Source organism: Agathobaculum butyriciproducens (assembly GCA_003096535.1).
Classification (GTDB): Bacteria; Bacillota; Clostridia; order Oscillospirales; family Butyricicoccaceae; genus Agathobaculum; species Agathobaculum butyriciproducens.
On record QEKJ01000008.1, the window covers coordinates 1 to 11,464 of the forward strand.

At 54.5% G+C, this 11,464-nt stretch carries 13 protein-coding genes, 1 tRNA gene and 1 rRNA gene; 12 read left to right on the plus strand and 3 right to left on the minus strand.

What is annotated here, in order from left to right:
• A 16S ribosomal RNA gene (locus C7386_RS07540) occupies positions 1 to 70 on the minus strand; the annotation flags it as partial.
• A gap of 543 nt (positions 71 to 613) precedes the next feature.
• Here C7386_RS07540 and C7386_RS13455 point away from each other — a divergent pair.
• The 4 genes from C7386_RS13455 (at position 614) to C7386_RS07555 (ending at position 4,346) form a co-directional block, all read left to right on the plus strand.
• Positions 614 to 790, plus strand: coding sequence for a hypothetical protein (locus C7386_RS13455; RefSeq protein WP_165815498.1), 177 nt, complete (start codon positions 614 to 616; stop codon positions 788 to 790).
• Positions 791 to 857: 67 nt separating this feature from the next.
• Positions 858 to 1,046, plus strand: a complete 189-nt coding sequence (locus C7386_RS07545; protein WP_110435526.1) for a hypothetical protein — start codon at positions 858 to 860, stop codon at positions 1,044 to 1,046.
• 10 nt (positions 1,047 to 1,056) lie between these two features.
• Positions 1,057 to 2,901 carry a DNA helicase RecQ gene (recQ, locus tag C7386_RS07550; protein WP_110435527.1) on the plus strand — a complete coding sequence of 615 codons (1,845 nt, stop codon included), beginning with the start codon at positions 1,057 to 1,059 and terminating at the stop codon, positions 2,899 to 2,901.
• Between the two features lie 701 nt (positions 2,902 to 3,602).
• Positions 3,603 to 4,346 carry a YebC/PmpR family DNA-binding transcriptional regulator gene (locus tag C7386_RS07555; protein ID WP_110435528.1) on the plus strand — a complete coding sequence of 248 codons (744 nt, stop codon included), beginning with the start codon at positions 3,603 to 3,605 and terminating at the stop codon, positions 4,344 to 4,346.
• Between the two features lie 57 nt (positions 4,347 to 4,403).
• On the opposite strand, the gene C7386_RS07560 is transcribed toward C7386_RS07555, so the two are convergent.
• Together C7386_RS07560 and C7386_RS07565 are read right to left on the minus strand one after the other, a co-directional pair.
• Entirely contained in the window at positions 4,404 to 5,261 is an 858-nt protein-coding gene (locus C7386_RS07560) for an NAD(P)/FAD-dependent oxidoreductase (RefSeq protein WP_116705178.1), read from the minus strand.
• 101 nt (positions 5,262 to 5,362) lie between these two features.
• Positions 5,363 to 6,208 carry an aminotransferase class IV gene (locus C7386_RS07565; protein WP_116705179.1) on the minus strand — a complete coding sequence of 282 codons (846 nt, stop codon included), beginning with the start codon at positions 6,206 to 6,208 and terminating at the stop codon, positions 5,363 to 5,365.
• A gap of 203 nt (positions 6,209 to 6,411) precedes the next feature.
• Here C7386_RS07565 and C7386_RS07570 point away from each other — a divergent pair, with 203 nt between their 5' ends.
• The 8 genes from C7386_RS07570 (at position 6,412) to C7386_RS07615 (ending at position 11,417) form a co-directional block, all read left to right on the plus strand.
• Complete coding sequence (locus C7386_RS07570) at positions 6,412 to 6,852, plus strand: zinc ribbon domain-containing protein (RefSeq protein WP_116705180.1); 441 nt, start codon at positions 6,412 to 6,414, stop codon at positions 6,850 to 6,852.
• A gap of 11 nt (positions 6,853 to 6,863) precedes the next feature.
• Entirely contained in the window at positions 6,864 to 7,496 is a 633-nt protein-coding gene (locus tag C7386_RS07575; protein WP_116705181.1) for a GyrI-like domain-containing protein, read from the plus strand.
• A gap of 35 nt (positions 7,497 to 7,531) precedes the next feature.
• A complete protein-coding gene (locus C7386_RS07580; protein WP_110435533.1) occupies positions 7,532 to 8,098 on the plus strand; it encodes an epoxyqueuosine reductase QueH in 567 nt (188 codons plus the stop codon).
• Between the two features lie 97 nt (positions 8,099 to 8,195).
• A tRNA-Arg gene (locus tag C7386_RS07585) sits at positions 8,196 to 8,272 on the plus strand.
• 1,008 nt (positions 8,273 to 9,280) lie between these two features.
• Positions 9,281 to 9,829: an RNA polymerase sigma factor gene (locus C7386_RS07600; protein ID WP_116705184.1), complete on the plus strand. Its 549-nt coding sequence runs from the start codon at positions 9,281 to 9,283 to the stop codon at positions 9,827 to 9,829.
• Positions 9,816 to 10,178, plus strand: coding sequence for a DUF4179 domain-containing protein (locus C7386_RS07605; RefSeq protein ID WP_116705185.1), 363 nt, complete (start codon positions 9,816 to 9,818; stop codon positions 10,176 to 10,178). The genes C7386_RS07600 and C7386_RS07605 overlap by 14 nt, the downstream gene beginning before the upstream one ends.
• Complete coding sequence (locus C7386_RS13720; protein ID WP_252197210.1) at positions 10,165 to 10,791, plus strand: histidine kinase; 627 nt, start codon at positions 10,165 to 10,167, stop codon at positions 10,789 to 10,791. The genes C7386_RS07605 and C7386_RS13720 overlap by 14 nt, the downstream gene beginning before the upstream one ends.
• Positions 10,788 to 11,417, plus strand: a complete 630-nt coding sequence (locus C7386_RS07615) for a PrsW family glutamic-type intramembrane protease (RefSeq protein WP_252197209.1) — start codon at positions 10,788 to 10,790, stop codon at positions 11,415 to 11,417. Before C7386_RS13720 ends, C7386_RS07615 begins: the two co-directional genes overlap by 4 nt.
• Positions 11,418 to 11,464: the final 47 nt, after the last annotated feature.

Consider the following 11,464-nt stretch of genomic DNA (forward strand, 5'->3'; position numbering starts at 1 on the left):
TCCGTTCGACTTGCATGTGTTAGGCACGCCGCCAGCGTTCATCCTGAGCCAGGATCAAACTCTCTAAAAATTGTATTTAAAGAACCGAAGTTCTTAAAATCGACTTTAGAGTCTGACGTGTCACTTTGTTTTAACTGGAGTTGTGACTTCCAGCGATTTACCAAGAGTAAAAAAACTCTCGAAATTTCAGGTTCGCACTACAACCTTGTTCATATCGAACAAAAGTTTAAGCACATCGTTGTTTAATTTACAAGGTACAATCTGCTGTTTTCAAAGAGTTTTCACAACTTTTCGTTGTTCTTAACTGCTCATCAACAGCTTATTTATTATATCAAAACCGGAAGCGTTTGTCAAGAACTTTTTTCAAATTCTTTTTTGAAGAATCAAGCCGTTCTAAATCAAACTTTTCGGTTTTGCGCTTGTCTCTCAGAGACAGCTTTAATAGGATACCAAATCCAAGATCAAATGTCAAGCACTTTTTTCAAACTATTGAGATTTTTCTAAAAACGTGATAAGATAATTGCACGATACTATATAAAGAAGTGATTCCATAAAAATCGCGGTTCTCTATCAGGATCACAAACCACCTGCAGTGAACGGTTCACGCAAGCCAATGAAGTCCAGCGGCGCAGATATCGCGTACTGCCTGTGGACGCACGGCGTGGACGCTGCAACACCGGTTTCCAATCCCGATCTGTATACGGATTTAGACCGGGTATTTCAGATACCGTACCGGGCATTCGCGCGACGCTTGCAGCAGGCGCGGCAGTCAGGGCGTTGTACGCCGTGATACGTCTGCCAACTTTATCAAAACCCGCGATTTGCTTCTCAGTGCTGAAATTTATGGCAATACGCTGATGGCTGAACCATATCTGCCCGGTCAGGAAATCACCATTTCGGTATTTGCCGACGGAACGAGCCTGCCAATCGTAGAACGGTTTGCGCAGAAAGACGGCGTTGCGCCATATAACGGCGATGTGCCTGTCACGCAAAACAGCCGTACCGTAATCGAGAAAGCCGCCGGCAGTTATAACTATTATATGTAAGGAGCAGAACATGACCGCACAGGACATTCTCAAACAATATTTTGGCTACGATTCGTTCCGTCCCGGACAGGACGAGCTGGTTCGCGCCATCCTTTCCGGCCGGGATACGCTCGGCATTATGCCGACCGGTGCGGGAAAATCCATCTGTTACCAAGTGCCCGCTATGCTGTTCCCCGGTCTGACGCTGGTCATTTCACCGCTCATTTCGCTGATGAAGGATCAGGTCGGTGCGCTTGTGGAAGCAGGCGTTCCTGCCGCGTGCATCAACAGTGCGATGAGTGCGGAGGAATTCCGCGACGCGCTGTACTTCGCCGGACGAGGGCAATACAAGCTGCTGTATGTTGCGCCGGAACGCCTGACCGCTCCCTCGTTTCTCGAATTTGCCAAGCGCGTACCGATTTCGATGGTCACAGTCGATGAAGCGCACTGTATCTCTCAATGGGGACAGGATTTTCGTCCAAGCTACCTCAAAATCCTCGACTTTCTCGCCGAACTGCCTGAGCGGCCGCTCGTTTCCGCGTTTACGGCAACCGCAACAGCTGAGGTTCGTGACGACATTGTGCAGGCACTCGGTCTGCACGAACCCTTCATCAAGACCACCGGTTTTGACCGTCCAAATCTGTATTTTGCTGTCGAACAGCCGACCTCCAAGGGCATGAAGCTGCTGCAGCTGCTGAACGAGCGCAAGGATAAAAGCGGCATCGTCTACTGCTCCACCCGCAAAAACGTGGAGGAGATCTGCGATCTGCTGCTCAGCCGCGGTCTGCCCGCCACCCGCTATCACGCGGGCCTCGATCCTGACGAGCGCCGCGAGAATCAGGACGATTTTCTGTACGACCGCAAGACCATTATGGTCGCTACCAACGCATTCGGCATGGGTATCGACAAATCCAACGTATCGTTCGTTATCCACTATAATATGCCGAAAAATATGGAGAGCTACTATCAGGAAGCCGGCCGTGCCGGTCGAGACGGTCAGCCCGCCGACTGTATTCTGCTGTACAGCGGACAGGATGTGCGCATGGCCGAGTTTCTGATTGAGCGCAGCCATGAAACCGAGGACGAAACCATTGACGAGACAACCCGTCAGCAGCTCATCGCGCGCGACCGCGAACGCCTCAAGCAGATGACGTTCTACTGCACCACCACCGAGTGCCTGCGGCATTACATTCTGCGCTATTTCGGTGAAAATTCGCCGTTGTCGTGCGGACACTGCAGCAGCTGCGACACGAATTTCGAGGAAGTGGATGCAACCATGGACGCACGAAAAATCCTCTCGTGCGTATACCGTCTGGATGAACGCGGCCGTGCGTTCGGCAAAACCGTCGTTTCGGCCATTCTGACCGGCAGCAAGAACGAAAAAATCACGCAGTTCCATCTGGATACACTTTCCACCTATAATATCATGCCGGACAGCACCGCCGTGTATGTCCGTCGGCTGATTGACATGCTGCTCGAGCGCGGCCACCTGATCGTCGATTCCGAGCGTATGGGCGTGCTCGTACTGACCCGCAGCGGCAATGCGCTCATGCGCGGACGCGGTGAATTCCGCGTCAAGCTGCCCAAGGAGAAAAAGCCGGCAGCAGCCAAACAGTACGCGGCTCTTGCGGAAGATGTGGACGAAAAGCTGTTCGATGCGCTCCGTGATGTGCGAACCCGCCTTGCAGCACGCGCAGGCGTGCCGCCGTACGTTATCTTTTCCAACGCAACGCTCGCTGATATGGCTGCAAAACAGCCGTCAAGCGAGTTCGATCTGCTGTCCGTCCGCGGCGTAGGCGACGCAAAGGCAAGACGATACGGCAAGGAGTTTCTGGCAGCGATTCAGAAATACCGGGATGAAAACCTCGGAAAGTAAAGCAAATTGAGAATTGAAAATGGAGAATGGAGAATTACGCGACGGTATCATCAGTACCAAATAATGAACGATACATGTTAAATGTTATCAATGATTAAATCCGCAGGTGCCGTCCGCAGCCACCAGACGAACGAGTTGCGCAGAGCAGCCGGTATGTATAGCAGTAAGGAATCTGACACTGCGAACAGGTTGAGAAAGGTACAGAAGTAAAAATCCTCTGCCGTTCCCCTATTTCGAAGCGGTCGCCGCTCTCTGATCTGCGCCAGACTAAGAAATAAAGGAAACGGGATTCACAAGGGTGGAAACCTTGGTGTCCACCCTTGTGCCCGCCGCCGCAGGTGCGGCGGACCCCCTAGCCGTCCGGACTGCACCCATTCCGAAATCTTCAGCGAATAGATAAAAATAAGTAAAGCCGACAGGCACACCCATCGGCTCAGGAAAAAATATCAGCCGTTCTGCTGATCGTTTTTCTGATTCTGCTGGCTCTGATTCTGCTGCTGATTCTGCTGACCCTGCTGGTTCCGGTTCTTGTTCTGCTTGCTCATTTGGCTCACCTCGTTTCGTTTGCAATGCTATTCTGCACCGCAAACGTGAAAAATATACTCGCAGGACTTGCAGAATAGTGAAAAACCTGTTAAAATTGTTCTGCGTGTTATACAGTTAATATTTTAGATGATATAAAAGAAAGAAGGACACTCACCATGTCGGGACATTCCAAGTGGAATAACATCGCAAAGCGTAAGGGCGCAAACGATGCAAAAAAAGCAAAGATTTTCACCAAAATCGGCCGTGAAATGGCAATCGCAATCAAGGAAGGCGGCTCCGCTAATCCGGATTTCAATGCTCGCCTGCGCGACTGCATTGCAAAGGCAAAGGCCAACAACATGCCGAACGACAACATCAAGCGCACGCTCGATAAGTACTCCGGTGCAAACGGTCAGGTCGATTACGAGGCAAACAACTATGAGGGCTACGGCGTAGGCGGCGTTGCAGTCGTTGTTGAGACCCTGACGGACAACAAGAACCGCACCGTTGCAGACGTTCGTCACCTGTTCGACAAGTACGGCGCAGGTCTGGGCGCTTCCGGCTGCGTATCCTGGCAGTTCGATAAGAAGGGCGTTATCATTATGGAGAGCGAAGGTCTGGACGAGGACGCTGTTATGATGCAGGCGCTCGACGCAGGCGCTGAGGATTTTCTCGTTGAGGAAGGCGTTTTCGAAATCTACACCGCTCCGGATGATTTTTCTACCGTTCGTGAGGCACTTGAGAAGGAAGGCTACACCTTCGCACAGGCCGAGCTGCAGATGGTTCCGCAGAACTACATCACCCTTGAGAAGGAAGAGGATATGGCGCAGATGCGCAAGCTGCTCGACAACCTCGAGGATAACGACGATGTGCAGGCAGTTTGGCACAACTGGGAGAATGAGGATGATTACGAGGGCTAATGCCCCGGTCAAAACCGCATAAAAAAGCACCGCATACCGAGGTATGCGGTGCTTTCTTCACTTTCTCACGAACTTCACCGCACTCATTGCAGCCTCGGCGCCATCCGCTACGGCCTTTGCCACCTGCAGCAGACCGCCGGTGCAGTCACCGGCCGCAAACAGGCCGGGCACAGCCGTCGAGCCGTCGGCGTTCGCCTTGATGTGCGTGCCGTCCAGCTGCGCGCCCAGCTTGCGGGCAAAATCGCCGCTGCCGGCCGTACCATAGGCGATAAACACGCCGGAAACGCGCAGCGATTCTCCTTCGGCAAACGCCACGCGCGACACCAGTTCATCGCCCTCGATCGCGCTTACCTTGCGCGTTTTCACGCGCAGACCATCCGGCAAATCCGCCGGAGCCTCGCTGCCATCGGTCAGCAGCGTAACGGACCGCGCCACCGGCAGCAGCACCCGCGCTTCCTCGAGCGCATACTCACCCTGACCGAGCACGGCAACGTCCTTGCCGCGATAGAAAAACGCGTCACAGATGGCGCAGTAGCTGACGCCGCGGCCCTCAAATGCGGCTACGCCCTCGATTTTCGGCACAGCACGCGGCGAACCGGTTGCCAGAATGACCGCATCCGCGTCAAACACGCCGTCCGCAGTCTTAACCGTGAAGCCTTGCGCCGCATACTCAATACCGGTTACCTCGGTCTGCCGCAAAACTGCACCCAGACGTTCAGCCTGCTTCTGTCCGCGCTCGAGCAGCTCTGCCCCGGAAACCGGCTCAATAAAGCCGAAATAATTCTCGATCTTGTCCGTTTTGGCCAGCGCACCACCGTCCTTATACAGAACGGTTGCCTGCATGCCGGCGCGTACCGCATAAATCGCAGCGCTCAGTCCCGCCGGTCCGCCGCCAATGATAACAATGTTGGGCATTCTTTTGTCCTTTCCAAATTGAAAATTGAGAATGGAAAATGACGGATACACGCAATGCGCGTTATTGAGTTAATTCTCAATTATCCATTTTCAATTCTCCATTATTTTGCGGTTTCCTCGTCAAACCACTGCTGATACGCCTTCTGCAGCTTATCGAGCAGCGCAGGATCCTTGCCGCCGAGCGGCTTGCCGTCCAGCTCGCATGCGCCGACGCAGTGCGTGCCGGTGGACAGGATCATCACCTCATCTGCATTTTTCAGCTCATCCACAGTAAATGGTGCAATGCGGGTCGGCACACCGAGCTTGTCGCACAGTGTAAGGAAATGCTTGCGCGTAATGCTCGGCAGAATAAGATTATCCGCCGGAGGCGTGCAGAACACGCCATCCTTGAGCATCGCCAGACCGGAATGTGCGCCTTCGGTCACGCGGTCGCCGCGGTGGAATACAACCTCGTCACAGCCCGCCTCAACAGCCTGCTGCATCGCCATGCAGTTCGGGATAAGGTTGAGCGTTTTGATGTTGCAGTGCAGAAAACGCGTGTCCTCGACCGAAATCAGCTTGTACGGATGATCCTGGCGGTCCAGTCCGCACGGCTCGGAAAATGCCATCAGGCTGGCCTTGCCGCCCTTGGGGAACGCGTGCATGCGATGTGCCACTGCACGGGTGGACTGCCAGTACAGCATATGCGGCGCATCCGAATCCAGCTGAGACACCAGCTCGTTCAGCGTTTTTGTCAGCTCGTCACGCTGCATCGGCGGCTCAATGCGGAGCAGCTTCAGGCTGTTGTAAAAGCGGTCCAGATGATCCTCAAGCTCGAAGATCTTCTTGTTGTTCACCATTGCCGCATCGTAAACGCCGTCGCCGAAGTAAAAACCGCGGTCGGTGATAGGCGCCTGCACCTCGTCAATGCGGCCGATTTTTCCGTTATAGTATGCAATATCCTTCATGAGAATATTCCTCCTTTGATCAGAATTCCGGGTCAATCTAATCTCAGTATAACGGTTTTCGACAGGGTTTGCAAGTAGGCCGGAAACGAGGTATAATAATTAAGCCGGCAGGTTGCTGACAGGCGTTGTCCGATACCGCAACCGCATGTTGCTTGTCCGTAAAAAGATCCTATGATACACTTACCTCTCGGAGGTGTTCGATTATGAATACAAAGGATATTTTATATCATCTCAGAACCGAAAAAGGTCTCTCACAGGACGAACTGGCTGCAAAAATTTTTGTCACCCGACAGGCGGTATCCCGCTGGGAAACCGGTGAAACCACGCCGAATGTCGAAACGCTCAAGCTGCTTTCCGCGTTCTTTAACGTGTCGATCAATACGCTGCTTGGCTCTCCGCGGCAGCTGATCTGCCAATGCTGCGGCATGCCGCTTGAAGATTCCATCACCAGTAAAGAGCCGGACGGCTCCTTTAACGAGGACTACTGCATGTGGTGCTATGTCGACGGAACCTTCAAATACACCACGAAAGAGCAGCTGATTGACGTTTGCGTAACGCATATGGCAACCGAAAGCTGGCCTGCAGAGCAGGTTCGCGCCCATATGGAAGCCATCGTGCCGACCCTCAAGCACTGGAAGAAATAAAGGAGAACGCTATGCCATTCGACTTCAAAAAAGAGTATAGAGAACTCTACATGCCGAAAAGCAAGCCGCAGCTTGTCGAAGTGCCAACAATGAACTACATTGCCGTGCGCGGCACTGGCGACCCGAACGAGGACGGCGGTGCATATCAGCAGGCCATCAGCGTACTGTATGCCGTGGCCTACACGCTGAAAATGAGCTATAAGACCGATTATAAAATCGCAGGCTTCTTTGAATATGTTGTTCCGCCGCTGGAAGGTTTCTGGCGGCAGGATGATGTAGACGGTGTAAATTATGCGGATAAATCCAGTTTCCACTGGATTTCCGTCATTCGTCTGCCGGATTTTGTGACCAAGACGGATTTTGACTGGGCGGTACAGACGGCTGCAAAAAAGAAACAGCTGGATTGCTCCTCAGCCGAGTTTTTGACGATTGAGGAAGGTCTGTGCGTGCAGATCATGCACGTTGGCTCCTATGACGACGAGCCTGCGTCTGTTGCGGTGATGGACGAGTATCTCGCACAGAACGGCTATGCAAACGATCTCACCGCCGAACGGCTGCACCACGAGATTTATCTCTCCGACCCGCGCAAAACCGCGCCGGAGAAACGCAAAACCGTCCTTCGCCACCCGATCAAAAAGGCGTGAAATAACACGAATACTTTTCAGAAAGGTTTGATTTTTTGTCCGGAACACTTCTTCATATCTGCTGTGCGCCCTGCTCCATTGCGTGTATCGACACGCTGCGGCAGGAGGGCATCGAGCCGGTAGGCTTTTGGTACAATCCCAACATTCACCCGATGAAAGAGTACAAAATGCGCAAGAATACGCTCGTTGAGTATGCAAAAAGCATTGATCTCAAGCTGGAGATTGAGAACGAGTACGGCCTGCGCAAGTTCATCGAAGCTGTTTATCCCAACTGGGACAACCGCTGTGCGACCTGCTATGCGCTCCGCTTTGAGGAAACCGCGCGCTACGCCGCCGAGCATGGCTACGACCGGTTTACCTCTACCCTGTTTGTCAGCCCGTACCAGAATCACGAGCTGATGCGCCAAATCTGCGAGCAAATGGCCGAAAAATACGGTGTGGAGTACCTGCACCGCGATTTCTCTCCCCGCTTCCGTGAGGGACAGGACAAGGCGCGTGAGCTTGGTCTGTACATGCAGAATTACTGCGGCTGTGTTTTCTCCGAGGAGGACCGCTACCGCAAGCGCAAAAAGAAGAAAAAGCCGGACGACGCGCAGGCGTAAGACGGAAATCGGGGTATTTCGGCACAATCCGACCGAAATACCCCGCAATAACCGCTTTACAAACGCGCGAAAGACTGGTATACTATATCATGTACTCGCGCCCGTAGCTCAGCTGGATAGAGCGTTGGACTCCGACTCCAAAGGCCATGCGTTCGAATCGCACCGGGCGTACCACTGATAACCGTCTGTTCCGTTGGAATGGGCGGTTTTTTGTTACGGTTTGGGGGGCAGCTTTCATGGAGTAAAATCGAGGCTACTGCGCAGGCTACTATGTGGTAGCCGGAACGATAAAAAAGAGCGGCAATGCCTCGCCTCTTGTCATGGGGTTCACCTCCTTCAAAATCGTTTATATCTTCATTATATCTGACGTTTCGGCAAAAGCTCAGGGGAAAACGCAGATCGCGGCAAAAAGTTTGTCCCAGGGGGCATTTCAGTTCCATATCCTTCTGCCGTGGCGGGGACAGGAACTCCTCCACGTTCCGGCGCACGGCGGCGTAGTCCTGCTCCTCCCGCCGCGCCTTCTGACGCTCGGCGGTCAGCGCCGCCCTCCGTTCTTCATAAGGGTCTGGGATGGTCTCGCCTGTCGGCTCGGTCAGCGCTTCAAAGCGTTTCACGCTTTGAGGTCTCCACCGGAGACCCGCGCCCCAGCAAGCAATTTTGACTGTTCGGGCAAGGGACCTGAACAGCGCAAAATCCGCAAGCGAGTACTCGCTTGCTGTGCTTGCTGACTACTTCGTGCCCCGTATTTTCCTCTCCCCATACTGCAATCCCAACAAGCCGTTTTGGCCAGCTTGCGGAGGACTCTCTCAAAAACAGCAATCTTATCCGCAACTTTTCGCTGAACACTTCGCCGGTAGTCTTGTGTTTCTTCGGATATTCGTATATAATGCATCATGTTGAGTATTATCCATGCGGAGGTGCGGTATGAACGGGGGCAAGGGCTATATCTCCGTTCGGGAGGCGTCCTGCCGTTGGGGCGTATCAGGGCGTCGGGGCAACCAGCATTGCGCCGAGGGATGGATCTCCGGCGTGTCCCAGTTCGGGCGCTCATGGGCGATCCCGGAGGACGCAGAAAAAACTTCTGACCCGCGCTTCAAGGGACGGCACCTCGAGCCTGTCAGGACAAGCACCTGACGGACAGCCCTCTGCATTTTAGCATCCGCAAAAAAGGAAGTGAACGCTATGGTCTGCGACGAGAGCCTGTACCGCCAATATCTGAACGGTGACGACGCGGGGCTGGAGGCCCTGATGAAAAAATACGGCGATTCATTGACCCTGTATATCGACGGCTATCTGCACGACATTCACGAGGCGGAGGAGCTGATGCTTGACGTTTTTGCCTATCTGTTCACGAAAAAGCCGCGCATTCGAGATGGCGGCTTCAAGGCGTATGTCTATAAGGCGGCGCGGCACATGGCGCTGCGCCGCAAAAGCAAGCAGAAGTTCCTGCTCAGTCTTGACGAACTGACCGGCGAGCCGGATGGGCGGCTTCTGGTGGAGGAGATTATCCGGACGGAGGAACGCAACCGCGTTCTGCATCTCTGTATGGAAGAAATGAACCCGGACTATCGGGAGGCGCTCTATCTCACCTATTTCGAGGATATGAGCTACGCGCAGGCGGCGGAGGTCACGGGAAAGACAGTAAAGCAGATCACCAATATGGTGTATCGTGGAAAAGAGAGCCTGCGAAGGCTGCTGGAACGGGAGGGGATCACAAATGCGGAGTCATGAGGAACGGGTCGCGGAGACAAAACGGCGCATCGCCAAAATTGAGCGAGAGAAACGGCGGCGGTACAATACGATCACCATGGCTTCCGCCGTGGCGGCGTGCCTTGCTCTGCTCATCGGTGCGTCCCTCGCCATGCCCGGTATTGCCGCAAGCATCCAGACCGGTGATTATTCCGGCTTTGAAACGGCGGCCAGCATCTTTCACGGCAGCGCGGCCCTGGGATACATTGTCATCGGACTGCTGGCGTTTTTACTCGGCGTGTGCGTGACCGTTTTGTGCTTCCGGCTGCGGCAGATGAACCGGGAGGACGATCAGAACAAAGAACGCGAGGGGATTCATGGAGCTGATTGAGAACCTGCTGCAATTACTGACCACGTTCGTCGGCGCGCTGCTTTCGGGCATCGCCTACCGGAAAAGCCGCAGGCAGGCTTACTTCCTGCTGCTTTGCTTCTACGGCTGCTTTGCCCTCGGCGCGCTCTACTGGACGCTGTATCTGCTGCTGTTCGATACCACGCCCCGGGTCTTTTATGTGTCGGAGTTCGGCTGGGTGGCCAGCCTCATCTTCCTGCGCATTTTGCAGGCCACTCTGGCGGGAGCAGATGAGCGAGGCTTCCGCTGCCGCAGGGCGTGGCTCGCGCCTGCGTTCGGCGTGCCGCTACTGACGTTCTACTGTGCTTTCGGGGATATTCTCTCCAACCTGATCTGGTGCGGCATGATGATCGTTCTCTCTTACTGCGCCATCCGGGGGTTGGTATACGCCAATGGGCAGACGGGCGCGGCGCGGAATATGCGGTGGTTTCACATAGGGGTGCTGTGCTTTGCTGTCTCGGAATATCTGCTTTGGACGGCGGGCTGCTTCTGGCCGGATACTTCTCCCGCAAGCCCCACCTTCTGGTGCGATATGCTGCTGACGTTTGCCATTCTGGGGCTGCTGCCCGCCACGAGAAGGGCGGTGGACGCATGACCTACATCGAAAACATCTTCCTCTGCATGGTATCTCCCCTGCTGGTGGCCGCCCTGTGCATGGGCAGGCGGCAGCTCCGCTTCTTCCTGTTCTGCATTGCCGGGATGGGGGTGTGCCTGCTTTCGGCCTATATCAACACCTTCCTCGCGGCGGTATGTCAGGCGGACGCCCTTGCCGCCACGGCGGAGATTGCGCCGGTGGTGGAGGAAATCATGAAGTTGCTGCCGCTGGTGTTCTATCTTCTGGTGTTTGAGCCGGAGGGGGATAGAATCAAGCCCGTCGCCATCACGATTGCCCTCGCCTTCGCCACCTTTGAAAACGTCTGCTATCTCATCCAGAACGGCGCGGACCGCTTCTCCTTCATCTTCTTCCGTGGCTTCGGCACGGGCGCGATGCACGTCCTCTGCGGCCTGATCGTGGGCGGTGGCCTTGCATACACGTGGCAGCGGACGTGGCTGAAGGTGGCCGGCACCTGCGGGCTGCTGGGCGCGGCCATCACCCTCCACGCCATCTACAATCTGCTCATCGCCTACGGCGGCGCGGCGCAGTACATCGCCTACGCCCTGCCGGTGCTGCTGGTGGCGGTGGGAAGGTTGTCCGCTTTCCGCTTATCGCGGAGGAAATAACCGAACATTCCCTCCTTGAGAGCTGCTTTTTGGCGGCTCTCAATTTT